The organism is Gimesia aquarii (assembly GCF_007748195.1).
Taxonomy (GTDB): domain Bacteria; phylum Planctomycetota; class Planctomycetia; order Planctomycetales; family Planctomycetaceae; genus Gimesia; species Gimesia aquarii.
In genome coordinates this window covers 6,249,225-6,275,709 of record NZ_CP037920.1, presented here as the reverse complement: position 1 = coordinate 6,275,709, position 26,485 = coordinate 6,249,225, and the positions used below count along the sequence as shown (strand labels likewise).

Here is a 26,485-nt window from a genome sequence, read left to right as displayed (position 1 = left end):
AATCGTTCGCTTAACAGTTATCGATGACTATTTCGTTTAGAAGTGAGGGCCGTACCATGAGTACCACACCATCGGACGACACAGAGTCAATGGAAGTTGATCCTGTCTTTTTAAACGCGAAGCGTGAAGCCTGGATTATCCTGGGTTTATGGGTGGTCGCGTTACTCTGGTCTGTTCCTTATTGTTATCTGAATGGGTTTCAATCAGGTCTGAATCCCGAGACAGTCGAAACCACGCTGGGAATTCCCAGTTGGGTTTTCTGGGGAATTGCCTTTCCCTGGGTTGTCGCTGACGTGTTTACAATCTGGTTTTGTCTCTTTTACATGAAAGAAGACGACCTTGGAGTCGCTCATGAAGGTGAAGATCTCGCAGAAGAGATTGCAGAAATGCATGCAGCTAAAAATGACGCCACTGCCGGGGAGAATCAGTCTTGAGCTTTCTATTCAATCCCAATACCAGTTTGCCGGTCGTATTTGCCGAATCTGGTTCTGATGCGGCACTGGTTGCTTTTTTGATTTATACCGCTGCCGTGTTTGTATTGGCTGCGTTATCAAATCGTTTACTGAAGAGTAAAAGCTTTATCAGTGAATACTTTCTGGGAAGTCGTGGGCTAGGCGTCTGGGCATTTGCGTTGACGTTTGCTGCAACCAGTAGTTCTGGTGGAAGCTTTACCGGATTTCCTTCGAAAATTTACTCTCATGGTTGGATCCTCGCGCTTTGGATTGGGAGTTATATGGTAGTGCCAATCTGTACGATGGGTTTCATCGGCAAGCGGCTCAATCAGGTAGCACGCCGTTCCGGGTCCATCACAGTACCTGATGTCATTCGTGACCGATTTCAAAGCCCCGCTTTTGGATTGATGGCAGTTTCTTTGATTGTCTTTTTTATGTCGTTCAATCTGGTTGCGCAATTTAAAGCCGGTAGCTTAATCTTACAAACGCTGCTGGATGGTGTGTCACTGTTTGAAAGCACTGCAGATGGATTAGCGAATGCAGTTGCAGGTCTACCACTTCTTTCTTCTGCAGAGAGCCCTGAGTATCTTTTGTGTTTGTTAGTCTTTGGTATCGCAGTCGTCCTCTATACCACCTATGGTGGTTTTCATGCTGTGGTATGGACCGATGTCATGCAGGGGATTGTGATGGTTATTGGCGTGATCATCATGCTGCCATTGGCAATTTCACAGGCAGGGGGTTTGGAAAATACCACCAGACTGATGGCTAAAATGACACCACCGCGTGTCTCAGATCCAGATAAAGGGGGAATTACTCTCACACTGAATAAACCCAGCCAGGAGATTGTCAATATTGATGCCGGTGCCTGGATTACTGATGAGCCAATTCCTGGTTCAAAGGTGCCACTTTTATTTCGTGTCATTCGCGCGACAGAAATCCCGGCAGGCGAGACTACCGTGAATGAAGTTAAGGTACTTCAACTGACCACACTTGATGATATTGAACGCATACTGAGCCGTAGAGACAAAGAAAATTTTCTGGATGATGTGAGTGTTTCAAACATTGACTTGAAAGCCTACGCTTATGGTGAAGAGGGTAGTCAACAGGGGGCGTATGTGGTAGGTCCTGGACCAAGCCAAAATCGTTCCAGTGGTTTTTTGCCTTTGAGTCTGGCGATTTCCTTTTTCTTCATGTGGGCGATCTCCGGTACGGGACAACCGGCGAACATGGTCCGGTTGATGGCCTTTAATAATACAAAAACGCTACAGCGATCGATTTGTACGGTCGCCATTTATTACACACTGATTTATTTTCCGCTCGTGATCATCTTCTGTTGTGCTCGTGTTCTGTTGCCGGGAATGGAAGGCCAGTCAGACCGCATTATGCCGGCGATGGCGGTTTTTCTGACAGAGAATATTGGCATGGGTTGGTTAGCAGGTCTGTTGGTGGCTGCCCCCTTCGCAGCTGTGATGTCAACGGTCGACAGTTTTCTGCTTCTGATCTCTTCGGCCTGGGTTCGCGATGTGTATCAGCGGAATATCAATCCTGAAGCCAGTGAGAAGACGATTAAGCTTTTGAGTTATCTTGCCACATTTGTGATCGGAACAGCAGCGATGGTCGTGGCGATTAATCCGCCGAAATTTTTGCAGGATATTATTGTTTATGTAGGCAGCGGTTTAGCAGCCAGTTTTCTGGCACCAATTGTCTATGGCTTATACTGGCGACGGGTCAATGCGGCGGGGGCGATGGGGGCGATGATCGGTGGGTTTTCCGTGCATCTTGCCATGTATGTCACCGGATATTTTGTGAATGGGAGTTTCTTCCGTCCTTATCAATTGTTTAACTTCGATCCCATTATCATTGGGCTATTTGTGTCTTTCGTTTCTGGATTTATCGTAACGAAACTGACCGCACCACCTCCGGATGAATTAGTACAAAAATATTTTTACACAACCAAGACCAGTTCCTGATTTGAGTTGTCGATTCGATTTACATCAGAGGATCATACTATGGAATATATTGACGCACATTCGCACGTTTGGACTCCTGACGTTAAAAAATACCCTTTGGCGCCAGGACGAAAAGTTTCTGAAATGCGGCCTCCCAGCTTCACAGCGGAGCAATTACAGGCAGAGATGATGGCGGTTGGGGTGAATCGGGTTGTTCTGATTCAGATGTCGTTCTATGGATTCGATAACAGTTATATGTTGGATTCAATGGCCAAATATCCGGGGATGTTCTCAGGTGTTGCTGTAATCAATCAGAACGGCGAAAATCCGACACCAGAAATGCTGGCATTAAAAAAGAAAGGTGTGCGCGGATTCCGAATCGCTCCCAAAACCAAAAAGGTTGATGAGTGGCTGGATGGGGAATGTATGGAGCAGATGTGGAAAACGGGTGCCAAAGAAGGTCTGGCGATGTGCTGTCTGATGGATGCCGTTGGTTTGCCCGCTTTGGATAAAATGTGTCAGAAACACCGCGATACAACAGTGGTCATCGATCATCTTTCTCGAATCGGAGTTACAGGTGAAATTGATCCTCAAGAGGTCGATATGTTATGTAAGATGGCGAAGCATCCCAATGTCTATGTGAAAACTTCGGCGTTTTACGCACTGGGAAAAAAGAAGATGCCATATCACGACTTGGCTCCCATGATTAAGAAAGTGTATCAGGCATTTGGTGCGAATCGCTTAATGTGGGCGACTGACTGTCCTTACCAGGTTCAAGGCGATCATACTTATAAAGCATCCATTGATTTGATTCAGAATGGTTTGCTGTTTCTTTCTCAAAATGATAAAAAATGGATTTTGGAACAGACAGCGGAAAACGTTTTCTTCCAGGGTATTTAATTTTTAGAAATGAGATCCGATTCTCTCATGGATGCATGCTATCAGATTGACGACACAAGTCAGATTATTTCTCCGGGCTTGATTATCTTTAAGGATTTAGTCAAAGATAATTTGCAGAAGATGGTTGAAATTGTAGGAGATCCTACCCGCTTACGTCCTCATTGTAAAACACATAAAATGCGCGAAATTATTGCGCTGGAACTTTCGATGGGGATTGAAAAACATAAGGCGGCGACGTTTCCCGAAGCGGAAATGCTGGCGGATACGGGAGTCAAAGATATCAGTCTGGCGTATAATTTGGTGGGACCTAATATCACTCGAGCAGTTGAATTTCGTAAACGCTGGCCCGATGTTTCGCTGCAAGTGACAGCAGATCACCCCGGACCGATTGTGCAATTGGGTGAAGCAATGTCGGCCGCAGGTACTGAGATTGAAGTACTTCTTGATTTGAATACCGGGCAGAATCGAACCGGGCTCGAACCGGGAGAAACGGCGGTTGAATTGTATCAAATGATTGCAAATACACCGGGATTAATTGCCGCTGGATTGCACGTGTATGACGGGCAGAACCATCAGATCGATTTTCAGGAACGCGAAGCAGCCGTCAAAGCAGTCTGGAATGATGTGAGTCGATTACGAGATCAATTGATAACGGAAGGCTTAGCAGTACCTCGCATCGTGGCAGGTGCTACAGGATCGTTTCCGATTTTCGCGAGTATTGATGATCCGGATATCGAAGTCTGTCCGGGAACCTGTGTGTTACATGATGTGGGTTATGGGGAATTATTTCCCGACCTGAAATTTACTCCTGCTGGTTTAGTTTTAACGCGTGTGATCAGTCGTCCTGATCCGGATCGGATTACGTTGGATTTAGGATATAAGGCGATAGCTTCTGATCCGGCTATGGAAAATCGTTGCCGGTTTCCTGACCTTCCAGACGCGAAAGCTGTGCTGCAAAATGAAGAACATCTGGTGGTTATGAGCGCGCTTGCCAATGAATTTCAGCCGGGTGATGAACTACTGGCAATACCTCGGCACATTTGTCCGACTTCGGCGTTACATAAATCAGTAACGGTTGTCAGTGAAGGTCAGGTGGTAGATCATTGGAATGTAGCGGCCCGAGATCGTTTTCTTTCTGTTTGATTTCTGATCAATGATCAGCTATTGAGATCGCAAATATAAGGCGTGGATTGTCTGTCCGCGAGATTACTAAATATGTCAAAGCCGCGACAACAAACGGGAATTCCACAACTGGATGACATGCTGGCGGGGGGCCTTCTGCCTGGTAAATTAACCGTCGTGCTGGGAGCGACGGGTATCGGCAAAACCCAGTTGGGACTGCAATATGCGCGGACAGGACTCTCGCAGGAAGGGCAAACTGGAATTTTATTCGATATGGCAACCCGAGGTGATTCTCAAAGCCATAGTGAATATGCAGAGCGGCTTTTTCAATGGAATCTTACTGAGCAGAGCGTCGATACGCCTTTCAATGTAGAAACGATCTGGGATGAGAAGCAGGCGCGGAAAGATTACCAACATCTGTTTCGTCAAAGTGGTCGCAGGGTCACAAGACGTGATATGGAATTGGATGAGTGGAAAGAGTGGAAGCTGGTGTTTGTCAAAAAGCTGGATGCCGCGATTGCTTACTTTTATTCCAATTTTGTGCATGGTGTGAGGAGAACGATAATCGATGGAATCGAGCCTACAGAGCGTCCCAGTGAATCCTTTCAGTTCCATGCATTTGAATATGTGTACCATCAGATTTTAAGAAAAGAATACGACTGGGTTGCCCGCGACCTGTTTCGGGCCCAGTTCCGCAACAATCAAGAGCAGGTCGAACATCACCGCTATGATTTTCAGGATATCGGTTGCCTCTTGTTGTTAACCACGCATGAGGTCATGCTGGATGATCTGATCCAGCGTCCCATCGAAAGTGGCGACGTGTTATCAAACGCGAATACCATTATCCTGATGGGAAAAATTCGCGAAGGAAATCAGATGAGTCGTGCACTACATATCGCAAAGCACCGTGGCAGTGCTGTTGATGAATCGCTTGTGCCGTACGAGATTCGGGAATCAGGTATTCAACTCCTCAGATAAAGCAGGAAGAGGAAAGGAGGTATATCCTTTGTCTCGATTTTACTTTTTTATCGCTATAACTGCCCTGACCGCTACTTCTGGAACTGATGAATCAGAGAATCGAGAATTTCGTTTTCGAACTGCAATTTAAGTCTCTTCCCTCTTTTTCTTAAAGATAGATTCTCAATATATCACCGCCTCACTTGGGTTCAGTGATATTTAATCGGGCTTTCTAGCTGGCAAAATAGTAATAATGAAAAGAGGATGGTCATGTTAGTCGAAAACGATACTGATTCTGTTGATCTTGCTGATAAATTCGTACAACGTTTGGATCGATTGCACTCGGCTCCTAAGGTAGCCCAACAAATCTTAAAGTTGACACGCGATCCCGGAAGTGTGATTGATGATATTGTAAAATGTATCGAGCATGATCCGGGTCTCGCTGCGAAGATTCTGCAGGTCGTGAATTCAGCCAAATATGGAGTTGCGAGGCAAATTACGAGTATCAAACATGCCGTTTCCTACCTTGGAAAAGATACGATTCGCATGCTGACGATCAGTTTTTCAATGGTTGAGTCACTGACTAAAGGAAGTAAGGGGCGCATCTTCGCTGACTATTGGCAGCGTGCCTTAACAACGGCTTCCATTGCTTCGTTTCTAGCCGATCATCATAAGTGTTTGAAAAAAGATGAAGCTTACACAGCTGGCTTATTAGCAGATGTAGGAATCCTGGTTTTGTCACAAGTGGAGCGTGAACAGTACAGCCTGATCTATGAGAGCTATCCTCATGGAGATGCTCTCATAAAAGGCGAACAGCAATATTTTGGTTTTGATCATGCTTTGTTGGGAGCCCGTTTGCTTCATCATTGGGATATTCCACAAGAGGTTGTGACAGCCGTCGAAAATCATCATGGGACGGCACAGCATGGATGTCCGCTAGGAATTGCCTTGCGGACAGGTAGTCTGCTTGCTGGTTCATTATGGAACTTCTCTTCAGTCGAGTATCTGGAAGCGGAAGAGATTCTGGATTCGTTTTTCAAACTCAATCCAGAGCAAATCGAAACAATGATCGAAGCATGCAAACAGGATGTGGCCGAAAGTGCGGAGCTATTTGGTGTGAACCTGGAAGGGTAATCAGAATTTAGTTCTTCCGTTTGTTCTGTTGAGTCGCTTTGACATAAGCTTTTTGGAGCACCTGGACCAATTGGGCTTCGGTGTAGATACGACGTGTGGGGGCATTAAATCCTTTACCAGTTTTTGTCTGAGACAGGTACTTACCAAGGTTTTTGCCTCCCTTTGTCGTCGTCATATATTCAATCATCAGATTACCGCCGGGAGAATTGATGAATTCCTTGATGCGACGTTTTCCATAAGGCATTACCAGGATATGGTCCAACCGATCATAACCTCCTGGCAGTTTTGAAATCTTTCTCATAAATTTGATTCCCTTGGGCGTCCTCAGTTGCGTGGCCAGAAAATCATTGTCTGAATGTACGCGGTTCAGGATTTCTTTCTGTTCTTTCACATCCCAACCCGCTTTCTGAAGTTGCTTGAATATCGGCCTGACCTGATTACGGGTAATCAAATCGCCTGACTGGTAATATTTTAAGCCAGCGAACTGCTCCTGAATGATTTTCGTGACTTCACCGAGAGTGGGAAGTTTTTTAGGAGTTTGAGTCCCGGGAATGATTTCAGGTAGCTGATTCGTTGCTTTAGGATCAGCGGAAAACGCGGGTCCCGTCAAAATAAGACCTCCTAAGAGTATCCCGCTGAAAAATAGCTTATGAAAAAATCGCATCAGTGAGTGTACTCCTAATCATTGTCGATGAAACATTAGAATTTGTATTTTATCTATCTTATGCACTATGAGATTTTATCGGCTGAATGGTTCAAGAGATCACAAGCGAATCGCACCACTCGGTTTGACTTAGTCATTCAGTATAATTCTAACCCACTGTTGCAAAATGCGGCGTTTTTTTCGAACAAAAGTGTATGATGCTGCGTTATCTGGAGTTCTAATGTAAAAATAGGTAGCTTTGTTGTTATGTGTGAGAGAAATGGAAATTTCATGAAGCTTTAAGGGTTATGATAAATTTTCTAAAAAATCTGATTTTTCTATCAAACGGAACCCTGTTTGCTGCGTATACTATGTATGGCAATTGGACTTGTCAGAGTGAAGGTTGAAAACAGATAGATATTTCAAAGGAATGTACCTCAGAAGAAAGGAGTCCGGCTATGTTAGTGCTCACTAGACGTAAGGATGAAGAGATTGTTATCAATGATAACATCTCCATCAAAGTGCTATCTGTAAAGGGAAACCGAGTACGGTTGGGAGTGGAAGCACCTGACGATGTGCAGGTGAATCGAGCCGAAATTTCTAAGCTTGTCAAGCAGTTTGAAGTAGAATGTCCCGCAGTCCCAAGTTGTGGCTTTTGATCCCTTTGTTGGGAACTCTGTAGATCAGTCGACAGTCTTACATCTTTACAGAGTCAGTTAAGTAGCCTGCTAATTTTTCATTTCAAACCAGCAGGCTATGAGTTTTAACCCAATTACTTCTATGACTCTAAGCAGCAAAACTCATCTCTATTCATTGTTTTTGGCGTTGCCACATCGTTTAACTGTTCCCTTGTGATATATGTATTTTCCGTTCTATCTTTAAATTTGTGAATTTAGAGGAAGTACATTATATTTACCGATTAAATTAAAGATATCTGTTGTAGCGATCCGATAGGACGAGTGGGGGAATGTCTATCGGAACTCATTGTTCTCGTTGTGCAAAGATTATGAAATCTGGTTGCAGCAGTTCAAGACAGGTATCAAGATGATTTACGGCATGTACCTCTCAGCACAGGGAGCTGATTCCAATTCGGTTCGGCTTGATGTGTTATCAAACAATATGGCGAATGCCAATTCGACCTCGTTTAAGCGTGATATTCCCATCTTTCGTATGAACCCTCCACATGATGCGAAAGAGGGACCCTTAAATGGCTTGCCCGGTGATTTGGAGAATCATACGGGAGGTATTACTCTCGAAGAGATTCGCACCGATTTTGAGAACGGTTCATTTATTGCCACAGAAGGTGAACTGGATCTGGCACTCAAAGGACCAGGCTTTTTTCAAGTGGTTCGCGATAATGAAACCTTATTGACACGTAATGGTTCGCTTTCGCTCAATGCTGATCACCAACTTGTAACAGCCGACTATGGTTTACCGATTTTGGATGAACGGGGAACCGAAATCGAGATTCCAGTCGAGGCGGTTCGCATCGAAATCTCTCTTGATGGTGTCGTGACTCCCTATGATCAGAATGGCCAATCATTGGGTTCGGTAGGTCAGTTGGCTGTTGTCATGCCGACATCACTCGAAGAATTAGTCAAACTTGGCGAAGGTCTGTATACGACAGAAGGCCGTGTTACGCCTCTCGAGGGACCTGTGAATATTCAGCAGGGTTTTCTGGAAGCGTCCGGCACAAACTCTATCGAAGAGATGATGGAACTGGTGTCGGCATCCAGGCTGTTTGAATCAAATATTAATATGATCAAGTTACAAGATGACTCTTTAGGGCGCTTATTACAAAGTATGCCTCGTCGTTAGGACATCCGTTTTCAAAAAGTGATTTTGCTGAATTCAATTACAGAAGTTTAGAGAGTAAGGAGACAAGTTATGGCAATAAGAGCTCTGTATACAGGTGCTTCAGGAATGGGGGCAAATGCTTTCAATCTCGATATGATTGCCAACAATTTGGCGAACGCTGGGACCACTGCTTACAAGCAAAGTCGAGCCAACTTTGAGGATATCTTTTACGAACATTTCAAATTGCCCGGAGTTCAAGACAATGCCGGAAATATTACACCGACTGGAATCAGTCTCGGTTTGGGTACTCGAGTTCAGAGTACTGAAGGAGACTTCAGCCAGGGTTCAATTATTCCTACAACTGGTGAGTTTGACATGGCGATTGTAGGCGAAGGTTTTTTTCAAGTGAATGATGGGATTCAAACCTTATATACACGCGCAGGAAATTTCAGTCTCAATGCCAATGGTGATGTCGTAATGGCCTCTGCAGACACAGGTTATCTGCTAGAACCCACGATTTCGATTCCACAGGATGCAATCAATATTTCTATTTCCGGGGATGGAGTTGTGAGCTATCAGCAACAGGGCTCCAATCAAATTCAGACTGCCGGTAATATTCAGATTGCCAGATTCATAAATAACCAGGGATTACTGCGTCAGGGCGATAACCTGTATCAAGAAACGACGGGTTCCGGCAGTCCACAAGTGGGAGATCCGGGGGTGGAAGGCCGCGGAAGCTTGCGTCAGTTTTTCCTTGAACAATCCAATGTGGAACCGGTGCGTGAATTAGTCGCCTTGATTCAAACACAGAGAAACTTTGAGTTGAATAGTCAAGTCGTTCAAGCGGCTGATCAGGCTTTGCAGACCGTTGCCAACATGCGTCGTTTCTAATTTAGCAAACAGTCCTTCATTCTAATAAAGTTGTCTTTTATGTCTCGCTTTTGGATCAGTTCGATTTTGGCATTATTATCACTCCTTTTTTGTCTTGGTTTCGGAGCACTTCTAACTACTGTTGATACAACAGTCATCAGCTTAGATGTAGAACCAAGTGCTCAAGGAACAGACAGAAAATTTGCTCAGGGCGCGCTATTGCCATCTGATGGTATGTTTGATATCGCAATCGAAGGTGAAGGTTTTTTTCAAATCAATGATGAGTACCAAACTGTATATACTCGTTCGGGAAATTTTACCCTTGATGAGAATGGTGAGTTTGTAATGGCTTCAAAAGTAAAGCGTCATTCTATTGAACCAGCCATTAGTATTCCTAAGGATGCAATTCATGTTTTCATTTCAAGAGACGGTTTGGTCAGCTATCAGCGGTTTGGAGAAACGAAAGCTCAACATGCAGGCCAAATTCAACTTGCCAGATTTGAAAACGCTAAGGGTTTAATACGACTAGATGATAACTTGTTTAAAGAAACAAAAAATTCTGGCAGTCCTTCCGTGGGAAATCCTGGAAAAGAAGGCCGAGGGCAACTGCTTCAAGGGTTTCTTGAACAGTCAAATAAAGATTCGATTTCTGAAGTTGTAAAACCTGATAGCCGGATCATGCAAGTTGCTGTTGATGAGGTATTGTAAGCAGTAATCTACATCCGTGATTCCAACCTAAAATATAGAAGTTAACCAATTAGATAAAGTTCATATTATGTTTCGCCTTTGGACCAAATTAAAACTGATATTGTCGCTAATCATCTGCTCTTTGAGTAGTGTAGGCGCTCTACATGCTGAAATACTTCGACTGAAGGCTAACGTGGTTGTTGACACACCAGTTGTTCATTTAGGAGATATTGCAGATGTTTTAAATGCCGATGTAGAACAGGTAGCCCATTTGAAAGCGATGGCATTACAACCTGCACCACCTCAGGGGCGAACCCAGGTGATTACGATTTCTCACATTCGAAGTCGCTTACAGGCATTAGGAGTGGATCTAAGCAAACTGGAACTCACAGGCAAAAGCCAAGTCCAGGTCAGTTCAAAGCAGACAGTTCAACGTAAACACCGATTACCTCACGCAACACAGCAGGACATGAAAAAAGCGGAAGAAAAAGTTCATCGAGCATTATCAGACTGGTTGAAGAAAACTTTCAGAGATGCGAATAGCTATTCTATTATGATTCGAGTACCACACGACGATGTGCAGATGATTCGTGCGAGTAACCCTGCATCGTATCGTTTTTCTAAGATCGACAGAATATTAGGTACCGAGCAGGAATTGACTTTGGACTTAATTGATTCCAAAGGGGCAGTCCGTCAGACACGCGTGTTTTGTCAGCTTCAGAACATTCCAGAAATTCTGGCAGCAAAATATACTTTGAGTAAAGGGACGGTAATCCGTGCCGATGATCTTGTCTGGGTTAAACCTCAGAAAAACCAAAAAGGAATCACTGATCCGCAACTTGTAATCAGCAGAGAATTAACACGTACGGTACATCAATCCCATGCAATACGCAGTCAGGATTTGATGGAAGTCCCTTTGATTCGTGATGGAGCCATCGTGACTGTTTCCGCTCGTCGTGGAGGGATTACGGTTAAAAGAGAAATGAGAGCGCGCGGTAATGGTGGTTTGGGAGATCCTATTACACTAATCGCATTAGAAGGTCGCGATCGATTGACGGCAACAGTATCTGGATATAACCAGGCTGAAGTCAATTATCGGCCTGCAAATGAAATCCAACGTGATTCTCGAGTTCAATTTATTTCTGGTGCAATAGGATCAAGGGGTTCTACCAATCGTGCTAGAGTGCGTCGAGGCGCTGCTCAATCAGTGATTCGAAGAGTAGGGGGGACTCGATGAAAAAAAATATGATAACAAGGTACTCAAATCTAGTTGGGAATCAGAGACTCAGTGAGCGAAACTGCCAACGCGATTGGATGTTGGCAGTATTACGGGAGGCGATTTCTCTGGGATGTATCGTATTGTTATGTTCTTCAGTTGCGCAGGCACAGTCTCCAGCAGTGCAGGCGAACTCGACCACAACAATACGATCACCCCAGGGTACTTCCGTGTCCGGTACTGAGAAAGAAAAGCAGCCATCACAACGCAGGCGATTAAAACAAACTGAAAGGATTGCAGCTCAAATAGATGATTTCGGCGCTGTTTCTGAAGCGGTTCAAGTTACCGAGTCGCTGGCAAATACATTTGGTCAAGGAGATTTATATTCGTATTCGCCAAAGCCTCCTCTAATCAAAGACTATTCGTTGATTTATGTTCCACCATTGGAGCCCATTGTGGTGAAGGTACACGATATCGTCACTATTTTGGTTGATGAAAAATCGAGTGTGACCGTTGATTCCCGTTTTAATCGAAATCGAACTGAAATTTTGAAAGCTGAGTTGAAAGAATTTTTACGAATTGATGAGAAAGGAAATTTGGCGCCTGCCGCCTTGAATAGTCCCAAGATCGATACTCAGCTTCAAGGACGGTTACAAAGTACAGGGCAGTTGGCGGATCGCGAAGGAATTCAATATCGAATTGCGGCGATTGTGGTTGACATTCGACCCAACGGAAATTTGATTCTCGAAGCGCGAAAAAGCATTCGCACGAATCGTGATGTCTGGGAATATCGATTAACTGGTGAAATTCGCAGTAAAGATGTGAACCGTGACAACACGGCATTAAGCGAGAATATTGCCAATTTGGATATTGTGAAACATCAGAGAGGCAAAGTCTATCAGAGCACGAAAAGACCATGGGGGGTTGTTTTGTACGATTGGTTCTTTCCATTTTAATCCCATTACTTTTTGTTGATCAATCACGAGAAGATATTATGCGAGCCTGGTTATCCAAATCAGTTTTTTTAATGATTGTTTCCATGATAATCCTGCAATGTTCTATCGCAGATTTATGGGCACGTACACGCGTCGAAAATATTTGTAGCGTTTATGGAATGAAGGAAATCAAACTGACAGGTATGGGTCTGATTGTTGGTTTGGATGGAACGGGTGATGGTGGGAAAAATCTACCAGCTATTCGAAGTTTGGCAGCGGCTTTAAAACATTTAAATAATCCTGTTGTTGATTTAAAAGATCTTTATGCAGCTAACAATGTGGCACTAGTGATGATTGAAGCCACGATTCCAGCCAGTGGTATCCGTAAAGGCCAAAAACTGGACTGCTTTGTCAGTTCGATGTTGGGGGCCAAAAGTTTGCGAGGCGGACGTTTATTAGTTGCACCAGTTGCTACTCCTGAAATCGGCAATGGAGTGGGCGCGGGGCTCTGTTCCGGAGCTGTCATTCTGGAAGATGAAACTTCACTTGCGACGGGGAAAATCATCAATGGTCTGGTCATGGAACGGGATTTCGAACTTCCCTTCATAGACCGTAAAACGCGTTCCATTACTTTACTCATCGATAAGCGACACGCAGGCTTTCATACTGCCAGTGAGGTTTCGCGTGTGATTAACTCTGAGTTTAGCTTCGAAGCCGGGAATCGACAGTTGGCGATTGCCCAGGGACCAGGCAGGGTTTTTATTAGAATTCCCAAACAATATACAGAATCACCAGTCGAATTTATTGCGGCAGTGATGGAAGTCGGCATTGATCGTCCTCACCAGCAAGCTCGCGTGGTCGTCAATCCAAAATCACAAACAGTGGTTGTCACTGGTGAAGTCGAAATCAGTCCGGTTGTGATTTCGCATAAGAATCTTACTGTGGGTGTTGGTAATGCTGCAGAGGGGGGGATACCGGGGGGCTTTGTACCCATTGTTGGTCAGCAAGGTCAACAAAGTACACAACGATTGCAGCAATTAGTTGAGGCGTTGAATCAACTGCGAGTTCCTACAGAGGATGTCATCAGTATTATTCGTGAGTTGCATCGGTCAGGAAAACTGCACGCAGAGTACGATGAGCATTGATCTTACCGACAGAATTTTGTGCTACCTGTTTTTTATTTTCTAAAAGGGAAAACCAGTCATGTCCCCCGTGTCTGCCATTCAACCCGCAATCAAGCAAACGTCGCTTACTAAGAACGAGGCAACTGCGCCCACGCAGTTAATTCAGCCACAGAAAAATTCTTCTGAATTGAAAGAGGCGTTTCAGGATTTTGTGGCGGGGACCTTTTACAAGCAAATGTTCAAAGCTTTAAGGTCTGGACAAAATAAGCCCGCGTATTTTCATGGTGGACAAGCTGAGGAGCTGTTTCAGTCTCACATGGATCAACAGATTTCCGAAGATCTGGCCAAGCAACACGGCAGTGTCTTGTCCGACACCCTCTTTTCTACATTTGCGCGGCAAATGAACGCTGTCTCTGTAGATTCGCTGAAACTTTCTTCTGGTGCAACGTCCTGAAAATTAAGAGTTTGCGCATCTTTGAAAGATTCTGACTAAATCAGACGCGAGAGATAGTCCGATTATGTCGATTATAACGATAGGCGATTTTTACCGCTCGTGAGGGCGAATTATGTAATCAGGGAGAAAGGGGGCTCCCATGCATGCAGAACAGGCTGCGTCTACGCAGACCATTCAACGGCAGTTATTAGGGCAGGCAACTGGGATTCTTAATGATTTAGAACCCATTCAAAAACAACTGCTGAATCTCTATCAGGAGAAATCGAAAGCACTCAAGCAGGTTGATGTGACACGCATCGAACAATTTGGTGTTGTCGAAGAACAGCTGACGAGAGATCTTCAATTTGTATTGCTTAGGCGGCAGGAACTGTTGCAAGCTGCAGAGAAGCAGGGGTTACCTTCTGATTCGATGCAAAGCTTACTTTCCGGATTGGGTCTGGATGAATCAAATCCGATTTTTCAACGTGTTTCTGAAGCACAAGAACGCTCTCAGGCTTTAAGACATGAGAGCTGGGTGCAATGGATTGTCTCGCAACGGTCCTATCACCATTATTCTCAGATTTTGGAACTGATTGCTCACGCGGGGAAAAAAGTGCCTACTTACTCTCGCGGTCAAAATGAAAACAATACGGGGGGGGCGATTTTTGACGCATCGGCTTAATTCATTCCCATAAGGGGCTGAATCTGATGCGTTAAATTCGTGTATTTTTTTACGGGATTGTTGCCATGGGACTTAATGCAACGCTAGCAATGGCTAAGCAATCGCTTGAAATGTTCGGAACTGGTATTCAAGTTGCCGGCCAGAATATTTCAAATGCGGGGACTCCCGGTTATATCCGCGAAGAAATGGTGGTTAATGCGGCTGATCCGTATCGACAGGGTGCGCTTGTTCTGGGAACAGGGGCAGAGATCTCTGGAATTCAGCAACAGATTGATCTGTTCCTGGAAACGCGAATTCATTCTGCGAATACCGATTATTCCTCTATTCAGGAACGGAACCTGATTTATAAACAATTAGAGGGTGAGTTAAGAGAACTCTCGTCAGGAGACCTTTCCACCGGACTAAATGACTTTCTAGCGACGATTAATAATGTCGTGAATCAACCCAGTTCAATTCCCGACCGTGAGTTTGTGATCAACGAGGCCGAAAAGTTCGCTGCAGAGATCAGTTCACTTCGTTTAAGAGTGAATGAGCTTAGAGAAGTACAATCGGTTAACGTTGAAAATCTGGTGAAAGAAGCCAACGAGTTGATCGATACCATTATCGATTTAAATCCCAAGATTTCCAGGTTAGAAGCATCTGGTTTATTACAAAGTGATGCGGGTGGGTTGAGAACACAACGTTACACAGCTTTGAATCGTCTTTCTGAATTGGTCCCCATCCGATATCGGGAACGGACTGATGGTGCGATTGATGTTTTTACCGGTTCTGATTTTTTGGTGTTAGCAGGGACTTCACAGAAGCTGACTTTACAAACTGACACAGATAGAGGCGTTGTAGTCCACGAAGTATCCCTCTCACAGACGAATAGTACAATCTCACGTACAGGCGGAGAACTGAAGGGAATTATCGAAGGACGGGATGATATCCTTGGTGGATTTGTTGATGAGCTCGATACCTATGCTTCCAACCTGATTTTTGAATTCAATAAAATACACGCTTCAGGCCAGGGAACTGCTGGTTTTGAACAGTTGACTTCGGCATCACGTGCATTGGATCCTGCTGCTACGCTGAATTCAACCCAGTCCGGTCTTCCATTTCAGCCGACGCATGGTAGTTTTGAAATCAAAGTCACTAACAAAACAACGGGGATCACAAATACTTCAACCATTAATGTGGACTTAGATGGGATTGGTGCGGATTCTACTTTAAACAGTATCTCAGCGGCCATCGGAGGAGTTGCCAATTTGAACTCCACCGTGACGACGGATGGGCATCTTACAATTACCGCGAGTCCAGATTTCGAATTTCAATTTGCCAACGATACAAGTGGTGCTCTGGCTACGATTGGCATTAATACATTGTTTACGGGTAGCGATTCCAGCGACATTCAGATTAACTCGGTTATCATGCAAAACCAGCAATTCCTGGCAACTGGTCAGGGAGGAGGTCCTTCTGATGGGAGTAATGCCGTTCTGCTAGCAGCATTTGCCGAGAATCCCATTGATGCATTAGGGGGTATCAATCTGGATGGCTACTATGAAAAGATTGTTGGGAATATTGCACAGTCTTCTGCGTCCGAGGCAGCGCTCTCTGAGGGGGCACAAGCCTTTCGAGATTCTCTGTTAGGACAACGCGAGCAGTTTTCTGGAGTCAGTATCGATGAAGAAACAATTAAAGTTTTAACATTTCAGCGTGCGTTTCAATCTGCTGCGAGATTGGTCAGTACCGTCGATGAACTATTTACCATTTTGCTTAATATTTGATCGTGAGCGGAATCGATTCCGTCCCGTCACAATTTTCTTTTGGTGTATTGAACAATGAGTATTGGTCCCATATTACCAGGTCGCCTGCCCTCTACAATGCTCTCAGAGAGGCTGAAGGTTTCGCTGAATAATAATTCTTTGGAATTAGCGCGACTTCAGCAGCAAGTTGCTACGGGGCAGAAATTTACTATTGCCAGCGAATCTCCTGCAGCGGCCTTACGTACTATTGTTTTGCAGAGTGCGTTCGAACGACAGGAACAGTATCAGACGAATATCGCCACCAATACAAGTTTATTAACAACAAGTGAGTCTGCACTACTAGGTGTTGGTGATGCGCTGAATCAGGCGAAATCGTTATCTCTGACAGGTATTGGCTCCACAGTAACCGATGCAGAGCGACAAGCACTGGCCGATGAGGTTGCCTCTTTGCGAACTCAGGTTGTGAATATTGGCAATACACAATTTCGAGGTCAGTATCTCTTTTCCGGCAGTGAAACAGAAGTGGCTCCGTTTGAAGAACTGGCGAATGGGCAGGTCGTTTATCGGGGCGACACCCATCAGATCCAGTCTTATCTTGATTCACAAATATTATTACCCAACAACTTCGACGGGATTACCGCGTTTTCTGCAAGCACCCCTGAAGTTGGAAACGACATCAATCCTGCATTAACCCTGCAAACGAAAATCTCTGATCTGAATAGTGGCCGTGGAGTGAACCTGGATTCAATTACGGTGACCCTGGATAATGGAACTCCCCAGACACAAACGGTGGATGTTTCTGGCGCGGAAACAATCCAAGATCTTAAGACGCTTCTGGAAAATGCATTTTCAGGTGGCCCATTGACTTTGACCGTTGATGTTGACCCGGCTAGCCTAAATGGTCTTCGCTTGACACCTTCAGCTGGTACTGTCGCTGTCTCAAATGTGGCAGGGTCAACACTTGCTACAGATCTGGGAATTGCCAGTGCCGCTGTGGCTCAAGTCAATGGAACTGATATTGATCCAGGTATCACTCTGCAGACTACATTGGCTTCTCTCAATGGAGGAACCGGAATTGGTACGACGACCGGTAAAGGATTAGTGATCAACAACGGTGGAAAAACGGAAACAATCGACCTTTCAACAGCGAATACGATTGAAGATGTATTTAACCTGATACGTACGCTCGATCCCAACTTAACTCTTGGAATCAACAAAAATCAGAATGGTTTAGCGATTTCCAGTCGCATTAGTGGTGCCGATTTTTCAATTGGTGAGAACGATGGAGGTGCCAACGCAGCAGGTCTGGGAATTGCGACATTTTCAGCGAGTACTCCCCTGTCTGAATTGAATTATGGTCGTGGCGTTGACGTTGATTCTTCTAACCAGCTTCAAATTATTCGCCGCGATGGATCGACGATCGATATTGATCTCAGCGGTTCAGTTACAGTACAGGATGTGATTGACAAGATTAACGATTTTGAAACATTCGATGGTACGACGCTGCTGGCGGATTTGAATCTGGGGCAGGGAGTCCCTGTGGGTGCGACAACACTGGATATTACGCGCAGAGATGCTTCGGTCGTCAATGTTAATTTAGCCGGTGATACGACGGTCCAGGACGTCCTGGATTCCATCAACGCCATCGATCCGGGGAATCTGGTTGCCAGTATTGATCCTACTACAAATGCGATTCAGATTACCGATAATTCGGGAGCAGGTCCATTAAGTATTGCCAGTGATGTCGTCTCTCAGGCTCTGGGGTTGGCGGTGACTGAACCGGGAACAAACAATACGGTTCCATTGCAAGGAAATTTTATTCCCATTCATCTCCAGGCGACACTCAATACGACAGGTAACGGACTTACGATTTTTGATGCATCAGGAACGGGACCTTTAGAGATTCCTCCGATCGAACTTGCATTTGCGCTGGGAATCGATGGTGTAGAAACGGGTAATGATCCTTTAGTCGGGCTGGTCGGCAAAGACCCCAATCCTAAAGAGTCTACGGGGGTTTTAAGTCTGCTCTCTCGGCTGGAAACTGGTTTAAGGAATGGGAATGACCAGGAGATTGAGCGAATCGGAGCGTTGATTGATGTCGAAATTGGTCGCATGACACGCGTCCGTGGCGACATCGGTTCGCGTCTTAAAGTTCTGGAGGAAGCTGACAATCGCCTCAAAGACCAGGCTGTGGAACTGGAAGCCACACTTTCAAAGGAATTTGAAGTGGATTTGACCGAAGTGATTGTTGAAATCACACAACGGCAAACAGCCTTCGAAGCGAATCTGCAGGTGACCTCTCAAGCGCTCCAATTGACCCTCTTGTCGTTTCTCTAATCAGATTCTGGGGCCTCTGCCGGGTTCGAAATTCTGAGCGATAAAGTAGCTTTTCTGCGACTTTTTATAGTCCAGCTCAAATTTTCCGTCTCACATAAGTTGAAGATGTGAGTTAAAAAGGTTACTGTTATCCGCTTCCCTGCGGTTGGTATGCGCACATTTTGTCGGCGTTTTCTGATCAATGAGCAGGAGTATGACCAAAATCGAACATGCCTTTTTGTAGTGCATATTGATATAAGTCTTTAATATTGAATCGTTTACGTTTGAGGAAATACTGGTGTCTACGACTAAAACCTATATGGCAAATGCAAAAACGATTGACCCTCAATGGTTCGTTGTTGATGCAGATAACATGATTGTGGGGCGGCTCGCCACGAAGCTTGCTACTGTTTTAATGGGTAAGCACAAGCCAAGTTATACCCCTCACGTTGATACCGGGGATTACGTTGTTGTTGTAAACTGTGACAAGGTAAGGTTTTCTGGCAAATCACTTGCTCATGAGACTCACCCCTATTTCTCGAAGAAAATGTTACAAAAGACCTATTCCTCATATAGTGGCTATCCCAGTGGTTTGAAATCTGTATCCGCAGAAAAGAAGTTGGAGCGTGGTCAATCGACTCAGGTCCTTTCTGAGGCCGTTCGGCGGATGCTCCCCAAAAATAAGCTGGGCCGCCAAATGTTGAAAAAACTGAAATTATATGCAGGACCTACTCACGAACATCAATCGCAAAAGCCTCAGGACATGCCAGACTATCTGCTGCCGTAGTGCTACACGTTACGTGAGTGAAAATAAAAATTGCTCTACTTATCCTTTTTTCAGAATTAAAAAGTAGTTAACAGTTATGGAAAATGAGACTCCGGAAGAAGACACAACGCAAGAAACGCCAGAAGTAGAAGCTGCTGAGCAAGCAGCAGATGTACCAGCAGAAGAAACTGTTGATTCAGGCGTCCCGGAATTGGCCCTGGGTTCTACTCTGGCTTCAGATGTTGAAGAAGAAGACGACGTTGTAAAACCAGAACCAATTATTCGAGGAAAACTGGATAAACACGGCGTTGCGATGGGAACAGGCCGTCGTAAAACCGCAGTAGCACGAGTTCGTATTCAATCTGGTTCCGGAAGCCTGACAATCAATGGGGTTTCTCTGGATGATTACCTCAAAGTGGAGCGCGACCGGCAAATGGTGGAAGCTCCTCTCAAAGCAACTGAGACATATGGTAAAGTCGATGTCTGGGTACGTGTGAATGGAGGCGGAACAACAGGGCAAACGGGGGCCATCGTTTTGGGGATTGCTCGTGCTCTTGAAGCCTACAATAATCAGTTCCACGAAACTCTAAGTGCCGGACGATTCCTGACACGTGATAGTCGTATGGTGGAACGCAAGAAATTTGGTTATAAGAAAGCCCGTAAGAGTTTTCAGTTCTCCAAGCGATGATCTGCGTGTCGTTATTTTCAGACGACGTTCAAATTTGTTGTCTGTATGAAGTCATCGACACCCTGACTGGTGACCTATTCCAGTTAGGGTGTTTTTTTATCGCAATTTTCCGCTGATTTGTATCTGGTGATCATATTTGTTGAATTCTCAACATCTTGAATGAAAGGGGCATGAATAATGTATGGGCGATTATTGCTTCCGGAACTTCAAGTACTGCTGGAAGAAAATGATACGGAAGGAATCAAGGAATTTTGCGATGCCCTCTATCCTGCGGTGACTTCAGAGATTCTGGAAGAGCTTGACAGTCAGGATGTCTGGCGTGTGCTCTCTTGTTGTGAGCCTGAGAAGCAGGCTGAGATATTCCAGTTCCTGGCCTTACCTCAACAGATTGAAATTGTAGATGTTATTGAACGTGGTCCGCTTTCGAAGCTGATTGAGGAAATGGCCCCTGATGACCGCGTCGATTTGTTGTCACGGATGGATGAAGAGCGTGTCGAGGAACTATTGCCTTTGATTGCGCAGGCGGAGCGAAGTGATATCCGTAAACTGCTTTCTTATCCGGAAGACAGTGCCGGCGCCATCATGACGACGGAATATGCTTCACTGCCAGAGAATATTTCTGTAGCACAAGCTCTGGAAAAATTGAGGCTCCAGGCACCAGACAGCGAAATTATTTCCTATATTTATATCGTTGATGAATCGCGTCGTTTGCAGGGCATTGTGTCTTTGCGTGAATTGATTTTTGCCCGTCCGACTCGCCCTTTGGCAGAATTGACCAATCGGGATGTGATCTCCGTGCGTGTAGATGATGACCAGGAATTTGTAGCCCAGCAAATGGCAAAGTACGATTTCGTGGCCATTCCTGTGGTTGATCATCAGAACCAGTTAGTGGGAATCGTAACGCATGATGACGCTATCGACATTATGCAGGAAGAAGCGACCGAAGACACATATCGTTTGGCGGCTGTCGAACCTTTGGAAGACAGTTATCTCTCCACATCGTTGCGGACTGTGGTCCAGAAACGTGTTGGTTGGCTGATTTTTTTATTAGTACCTTCATTTTTGGCTGCGAAAGTTTTGCAGCACTATGAAGGACTTTCGGACAGGTATGAATGGCTGGTTTTATTCATTCCCCTTATTCTCGCCAGTGGTGGTAACGCCGGTTCTCAGTCAGCGACTTTAATCATTCGGGCCATGGCGCTAGAGTCGAATATCCCGCAAGGTGATTTGACTGCGCTATTGCGTAAAGAAATCCAACTGGGTCTGATGTTGGGAGGGGTTCTTGCTTCAATCAGTTTTATCATTGCCTGGGCTTTTACCGCGTACCTCATTCAGGCAACTGTAGTGGGATTAGCTGTTTTTTTAGTCGTATTGATGGGGATCTCAGCGGGTGGCATGTTGCCAATGGGATTCCGTCGGTTGGGTATGGATCCGGCGCTGATGTCGAATCCCTTTATCACGGCACTGGTCGATATCCTGGGATTGGTGATCTACTTCCAGGTAGCCATTTATCTGGTCAGTTAAGGTTCTTATTGTTTTAGTGCTGAACCGAAGTGGTTTCAGATTTTTTTTTGATCGGATTCAGTATTCAACGCCTTCAGTTCAATCCCCATCATTTTCATCAATTCCAGAGCATTACTGTGTTCGACGATTCCAGGCCGCATGCGATAATCAAAAGTCATTTCGCCATCAATGAGCTGGTCTTCAAAATGAACGTTCTTTGCCTGATTTCCGAATTGGGTCGTAATTTCTGTCAGTGCCAGATCGTGAGTTGTGACGATTCCAATTCCCCCTCGTTCAATCAGAGTTTCAATCACACTTTGCGCACCTATGCGGCGATCATGGGAATTGGTGCCTTGCAAGATTTCATCGAGTAAAAATAGAACAGGCATAGGATCGTCCGCCAAATGGACGACAGCCGAAAGTCGTGCAACTGATTGATAGAACAGCGAGGCTCCCTGTTGTAGCGAATCTTGAACTCGCATCGCAGTTCCTGCCTGCATTGGCGAAACAGTGAACTTGGCAGCGCGCACTGGCGCCCCGATCATTGCAAGCACGAAGTTTGTACCTACTGTTCGCATCAGTGTGCTTTTGCCTGACATATTCGAGCCACTAATCATGAGCAATCGATTTTCTGCATTCAATGTAACATCGTTGCGAACGACCTCATTGAGTGGGATTAAGGGGTGTCCCAGCTCAGTTGCTTCCAGACATGGTCCGACTTCTGATTCAATAATTTCAGGAAAAGGATCTTCGGGATGTTCGTAAGCGTACCCGGCGAGTGAACACAAGGCTTCGAATTCTCCAACGGCTGACAACCAATCGGGGCAATGTGGCCCTAAGTGAATGATCCAGCGCTGGATGGCGTAAACGTAGTGAAAAGGAATCCCCAATAAGATGGCTAATGGAGCAGAAAATTGATTACGAAAACAGTTATTCAATCCCTGAATCTGTCGGCGTAGTTGAGCAATACTTTGTGATGGAGGAATCCCGTCTGTTTCTAATGCTGAAACGATGGCTTTTAAATGAGGGGCTTCAAATTGTCTTTGTTCTATCAGAGACAATACATCCGAGAGTACCGCTAAGCCGTTACGGACTTCATCAGTCTGGTTCAGTAATTCGCGGATTCGAGGTCCGATAAAAAATAATAAGCAGACCTGAATGATAATTGCGACACAAATGGGGGCGATGCCGGTATAGGAAAGCATCCAACTGATGACAGTACAGGCAGCAAAGATGCCCATAATTACCGATGCCCATTGTAACGGAGCGGGAATTGTTGTCAGCGGTTGTTGCACCCACTCTGATAAATGTGTTTGCTCGATATCGTTGTGGACTTCCGCTTCCAGCAATTCAAGTTCTTCGCGAAAATCCAACTCGTTTCGAAGTTCTTCAACGGCCTGTTGGCGTTCTTTGATTTCCTTTGTTGAAGCAGGAGAAAGTAACCAGCGCGCCAGTGTCTCTTCACCTAGTTTGGTTCGCGCGCTGCACATGAGCTGAAAGAGTGATCCTCGCCCGAGGAGATCGAGGTCACCGGCATACATATGCTGTGGATCAAAAAATTCCTCACCCGTCGGACGGACATCGATCCATTGATCGTTCAGACGATCAAGTGAAGTTCGGTAATATACTTCTGCAAGTCGAGCTTGTCTCAAACGACGAACACAGCGTGCGTGTAAAATAATGAGTAAAATAAACGTCAAAATGGGAGGCCAAATCAACTGTAGGCTGAAAAGTCCCCAGATTGTAGATGCCATTAAGATCGCCACCGCGGCTAGAAATACGAAACCTCGCAGATTTGAATAGAGGTCGCTTTGTTTTGTGAGTGCTCGTACCTTGCTCGCACGACTCTCGAGCCGTTGTTCGTATTCTAATTGGGGGGATTGCTTAATTGGGGAAGGTTGCATGGAGTTAATATTTTATCGAGAACGCCCATCTGGAAAAGCTCACTTCTAACCTATTGGAGGTTTCATTGCCAGCGTAAACAAAGAGGAATTCTTGTTTGCAAAGACTCTCCGTACAGTGTAAAAAAAGTGGATACTTAATTTTTTATAGGAAGAATGCTCAGCATGGAACAGATATCAGTCATAGATACCCACCAGCATCTCTGGGATTTGGACTTGTTTCAGCTTCCTTGGCTTGAACTCCCGGGCATCTCGTCTTTACGACGTAGTTTTCTAATGTCTGATTATCTCGAAGCAACACAGAATTGCGGCATCACACAAACTGTGTATATGGAAGTGAATGTTCATCCAGATCTTCAGCGGCAGGAGGCAAGGCACGTATTGGCATTATGCAGTCAGGCAGAGAATCCCATGTCAGGAGCTGTGATTGGTGGGATGCCGGGAGGATCAGGCTTTGGTCAATATCTCGAAGAATTTGCTGAGAATCCATTTCTGAAAGGAGTCAGGACGGTTTTACATGATCCAGACCGACCACAAGGTATGTGCCTCAAACCACAATTCAAGGAAAATATCAAACTGCTTGGAGAAATGGGCTTGAGTTTTGACTTGTGTATGCGACCAGGAGAAATTAAGGATGCAGTTGAATTAGTTGATGCCTGTCCGTCAACCCGCTTTATTGTCGATCATTGCGGCAATATGAGTGTGCAGCCTCATGAGCAGGACAGTCGTTCTGACTGGGAACAGGGAATGCGATTACTGGCTGAACGTGAGCAGGTCATGTGCAAGATTTCGGGAATCGTGGTGACGGCCACACCTGGAGTATGGCAACCCATTGATTTAAAAGAGAATATTGATTTCTGCCTGGACACATTTGGAGAAGACCGTGTGTTTTTTGGAGGCGATTGGCCCGTCTGTACGCTGAGTGCAACATATGATTCCTGGTTCAACGCATTGAAGTGGATTGTTCGGGAACGTTCTTCCACATTTCAGCAGAAGTTATTTCACGATAATGCACAGGCCTTTTATGGTCTCAATTCTCTATAATTTTTCTTGTGAAAAATCTTCCAGGAATTCATCACTGTCGATCATATCCAGGCTGGGACCGGTCTCTTCCTTGAGGTCTTTGGATCGATAGTAAAGTTTAACGGGGATCTCTTTGAAAGGAAGTTGCTCACGTAAAACACCGCTCAGGTAACGTTTCCAGGATTCCGTGAAGAGTTTAGAGTCGTTGCACTTCAGTACGATCGTCGGTGGTTCGGTGGCGACTTGTGTGGCATAAAAGATTTTGGGGCGTCGATTTTTTGAATAGGGTGGTTGATTATTATGGATTGCTGCGCGAACGATTTTATTCAAGCGACCCGTCGAAATTCGGAGGCGGGATTGTTTATAAATGGTTTGTGCCAGATTGATAACTTGTTTGATGTTTCGCGAATCACGGGCGGTCACAAAAGCCACTGGAGCATGTCGCATTGTACGAAACTCCGAGGTTAAATACTCATCCCACTTTTCAGACGTCATTTGACTTTCACGTCCCAGGTCCCATTTATTAATCACAAAAATACAAGGCTTGTAGTTTTCGTCGATTTCGGCGACCAGTTGTTTGTCGACTTTGGAAATCGTTTCCTGGGAATCAAAAAACATCAACACTACGTTGGCCCGCCGAATGCTGCGTTTGGCACGTGCCAATCCATAGTATTCGATATCGTTAGCCAGGCTTTTTCGTTTGCGTACTCCAGGGGTATCTATGGCGAGGAATGATTTATCGTCAAATTCAAAACGAATATCGACACTATCCCGGGTTGTGCCGGCAACTTCACTGACAATCATTCTTTCTGATTCTGCCAGTGCATTGATAAAGGTACTCTTGCCTACATTACGGCGCCCTACTATGGCAATCTTCAGTTCCGGCTCGGCTGAAAGCGCTTCTCCCTCTGTTTCTTCGAATTCTTCAGCAGGTGGCAGGTGATCGAGGAGGGCTTTAACAAGTTCTTTGCGGTTCCGATTTCCTTTGACGCTGGTTAAGACGACCGGTGCATTGGTCAGGCGAAAGAATTGTGCCGCTTCATCATCTGTTTTTGTTGAATCACATTTATTGATACAGAGAATTTTTGGTTTTTCTATTGATCTCAATCGTTGAGCGACCTCTTCATCCAAATGGGCCACTCCCATTGTGCCGTCGACCACAAACAGAATCAGGTCTGCTTCGTCAATTCCCACTTGAATCTGGCGTTCGATATCTTCTGATAAATCATCACTGTCAGTAATGCCAATTCCACCTGTATCAACCAGCTCGAAGTAACGATCTTGTTCGTTCACCAGATACGTCACACGATCCCGGGTGACACCTGCCGTGGGGTCGACGATGGCAACACGATGGCCGGCAAGCCAGTTGAAAATTGAACTTTTGCCAACATTGGGACGTCCCACAATGGCAATTTTGGGTACAGCCATGATTTACACGTTTTCTAAAGAATGCGTTCTTGCGTTTGAAATCAGACAGGATCGGTTTTGCTCTCTTGATTTCCCAACACAAGGCTTGTATTCCAGAGTGTGTTGGTATCAGAATTAGATAGAGCGTCCGTCGATTCAGTTTTTTGGTATTATATGCTAATTCACTCGTCAGTGCTCATGTTGGGCGGCAGTTTATAGAACTCTGCTGGCCATT

At 45.2% G+C, this 26,485-nt stretch carries 24 protein-coding genes; 21 read left to right on the top strand and 3 right to left on the bottom strand.

Going from position 1 to position 26,485, the window contains the following annotated elements:
- Positions 1–56: 56 nt before the first annotated feature.
- From V144x_RS23980 to V144x_RS23955, 6 genes are all read left to right on the top strand, one after another.
- Complete coding sequence (locus tag V144x_RS23980; RefSeq protein WP_144988990.1) at positions 57–434, top strand: hypothetical protein; 378 nt, start codon at positions 57–59, stop codon at positions 432–434.
- Positions 431–2,422: a sodium:solute symporter family transporter gene (locus V144x_RS23975; protein ID WP_144988987.1), complete on the top strand. Its 1,992-nt coding sequence runs from the start codon at positions 431–433 to the stop codon at positions 2,420–2,422. Before V144x_RS23980 ends, V144x_RS23975 begins: the two co-directional genes overlap by 4 nt.
- 39 nt (positions 2,423–2,461) lie before the next feature.
- Positions 2,462–3,301, top strand: coding sequence for an amidohydrolase family protein (locus V144x_RS23970; RefSeq protein WP_144988984.1), 840 nt, complete (start codon positions 2,462–2,464; stop codon positions 3,299–3,301).
- A 27-nt stretch (positions 3,302–3,328) separates the two neighbouring features.
- On the top strand, positions 3,329–4,444 hold the full coding sequence (locus V144x_RS23965; protein WP_144988981.1) for a D-TA family PLP-dependent enzyme: 1,116 nt from the start codon (positions 3,329–3,331) through the stop codon (positions 4,442–4,444).
- 72 nt (positions 4,445–4,516) lie between these two features.
- Complete coding sequence (locus tag V144x_RS23960) at positions 4,517–5,401, top strand: RAD55 family ATPase (protein WP_144988979.1); 885 nt, start codon at positions 4,517–4,519, stop codon at positions 5,399–5,401.
- A gap of 249 nt (positions 5,402–5,650) precedes the next feature.
- A complete protein-coding gene (locus tag V144x_RS23955; RefSeq protein WP_197998612.1) occupies positions 5,651–6,514 on the top strand; it encodes an HDOD domain-containing protein in 864 nt (287 codons plus the stop codon).
- Between the two features lie 7 nt (positions 6,515–6,521).
- On the opposite strand, the gene V144x_RS23950 is transcribed toward V144x_RS23955, so the two are convergent.
- The gene (locus tag V144x_RS23950) at positions 6,522–7,178 is read right to left on the bottom strand and encodes a hypothetical protein (RefSeq protein WP_144988972.1); all 657 of its coding nucleotides are present in this window, start codon (positions 7,176–7,178) and stop codon (positions 6,522–6,524) included.
- A 437-nt stretch (positions 7,179–7,615) separates the two neighbouring features.
- Here V144x_RS23950 and csrA point away from each other — a divergent pair, with 437 nt between their 5' ends.
- The 14 genes from csrA to mgtE all read left to right on the top strand — a co-directional run bounded on the left by csrA (position 7,616) and on the right by mgtE (position 21,940).
- Positions 7,616–7,816, top strand: a complete 201-nt coding sequence (gene csrA / locus V144x_RS23945) for a carbon storage regulator CsrA (protein WP_144988970.1) — start codon at positions 7,616–7,618, stop codon at positions 7,814–7,816.
- 385 nt (positions 7,817–8,201) lie between these two features.
- Positions 8,202–8,975, top strand: a complete 774-nt coding sequence (locus V144x_RS23940; RefSeq protein ID WP_144988967.1) for a flagellar hook-basal body protein — start codon at positions 8,202–8,204, stop codon at positions 8,973–8,975.
- A gap of 69 nt (positions 8,976–9,044) precedes the next feature.
- Entirely contained in the window at positions 9,045–9,845 is an 801-nt protein-coding gene (gene flgG, locus V144x_RS23935; protein ID WP_144988964.1) for a flagellar basal-body rod protein FlgG, read from the top strand.
- 39 nt (positions 9,846–9,884) lie between these two features.
- Positions 9,885–10,532 carry a flagellar basal body rod C-terminal domain-containing protein gene (locus tag V144x_RS23930; RefSeq protein WP_144988961.1) on the top strand — a complete coding sequence of 216 codons (648 nt, stop codon included), beginning with the start codon at positions 9,885–9,887 and terminating at the stop codon, positions 10,530–10,532.
- A gap of 172 nt (positions 10,533–10,704) precedes the next feature.
- A complete protein-coding gene (flgA, locus tag V144x_RS23925; RefSeq protein WP_232102624.1) occupies positions 10,705–11,748 on the top strand; it encodes a flagellar basal body P-ring formation chaperone FlgA in 1,044 nt (347 codons plus the stop codon).
- Positions 11,745–12,683: a flagellar basal body L-ring protein FlgH gene (locus V144x_RS23920; RefSeq protein WP_144988956.1), complete on the top strand. Its 939-nt coding sequence runs from the start codon at positions 11,745–11,747 to the stop codon at positions 12,681–12,683. The genes flgA and V144x_RS23920 overlap by 4 nt, the downstream gene beginning before the upstream one ends.
- A gap of 38 nt (positions 12,684–12,721) precedes the next feature.
- On the top strand, positions 12,722–13,807 hold the full coding sequence (locus V144x_RS23915) for a flagellar basal body P-ring protein FlgI (RefSeq protein ID WP_144988953.1): 1,086 nt from the start codon (positions 12,722–12,724) through the stop codon (positions 13,805–13,807).
- A gap of 58 nt (positions 13,808–13,865) precedes the next feature.
- Positions 13,866–14,240: a rod-binding protein gene (locus tag V144x_RS23910; RefSeq protein ID WP_144988950.1), complete on the top strand. Its 375-nt coding sequence runs from the start codon at positions 13,866–13,868 to the stop codon at positions 14,238–14,240.
- A gap of 139 nt (positions 14,241–14,379) precedes the next feature.
- Positions 14,380–14,901 (top strand): hypothetical protein, encoded by a 522-nt coding sequence (locus V144x_RS23905; RefSeq protein ID WP_144988948.1) that lies wholly within the window; start codon positions 14,380–14,382, stop codon positions 14,899–14,901.
- A 65-nt stretch (positions 14,902–14,966) separates the two neighbouring features.
- Positions 14,967–16,667 carry a flagellar hook-associated protein FlgK gene (gene flgK / locus V144x_RS23900; RefSeq protein WP_232102623.1) on the top strand — a complete coding sequence of 567 codons (1,701 nt, stop codon included), beginning with the start codon at positions 14,967–14,969 and terminating at the stop codon, positions 16,665–16,667.
- Positions 16,668–16,721: 54 nt separating this feature from the next.
- The gene (gene flgL, locus V144x_RS23895; RefSeq protein WP_144988946.1) at positions 16,722–18,983 is read left to right on the top strand and encodes a flagellar hook-associated protein FlgL; all 2,262 of its coding nucleotides are present in this window, start codon (positions 16,722–16,724) and stop codon (positions 18,981–18,983) included.
- Positions 18,984–19,281: 298 nt separating this feature from the next.
- Positions 19,282–19,749 carry a 50S ribosomal protein L13 gene (gene rplM, locus V144x_RS23890; RefSeq protein WP_144991119.1) on the top strand — a complete coding sequence of 156 codons (468 nt, stop codon included), beginning with the start codon at positions 19,282–19,284 and terminating at the stop codon, positions 19,747–19,749.
- A gap of 76 nt (positions 19,750–19,825) precedes the next feature.
- Positions 19,826–20,416, top strand: coding sequence for a 30S ribosomal protein S9 (rpsI, locus tag V144x_RS29065; protein ID WP_390620777.1), 591 nt, complete (start codon positions 19,826–19,828; stop codon positions 20,414–20,416).
- A 177-nt stretch (positions 20,417–20,593) separates the two neighbouring features.
- Positions 20,594–21,940: a magnesium transporter gene (mgtE, locus tag V144x_RS23880; RefSeq protein WP_144988943.1), complete on the top strand. Its 1,347-nt coding sequence runs from the start codon at positions 20,594–20,596 to the stop codon at positions 21,938–21,940.
- A 35-nt stretch (positions 21,941–21,975) separates the two neighbouring features.
- Here the strand turns inward: mgtE and V144x_RS23875 are convergent, their stop codons facing one another.
- Positions 21,976–23,823 carry a MutS-related protein gene (locus tag V144x_RS23875; protein ID WP_144988940.1) on the bottom strand — a complete coding sequence of 616 codons (1,848 nt, stop codon included), beginning with the start codon at positions 23,821–23,823 and terminating at the stop codon, positions 21,976–21,978.
- 162 nt (positions 23,824–23,985) lie between these two features.
- Here V144x_RS23875 and V144x_RS23870 point away from each other — a divergent pair, with 162 nt between their 5' ends.
- Entirely contained in the window at positions 23,986–24,864 is an 879-nt protein-coding gene (locus V144x_RS23870) for an amidohydrolase family protein (RefSeq protein WP_144988938.1), read from the top strand.
- Here V144x_RS23870 and der read toward each other — a convergent pair.
- Complete coding sequence (der, locus tag V144x_RS23865; protein ID WP_144988935.1) at positions 24,859–26,271, bottom strand: ribosome biogenesis GTPase Der; 1,413 nt, start codon at positions 26,269–26,271, stop codon at positions 24,859–24,861. The genes V144x_RS23870 and der overlap by 6 nt on opposite strands.
- Between the last annotated feature and the right edge of the window lie 214 nt (positions 26,272–26,485).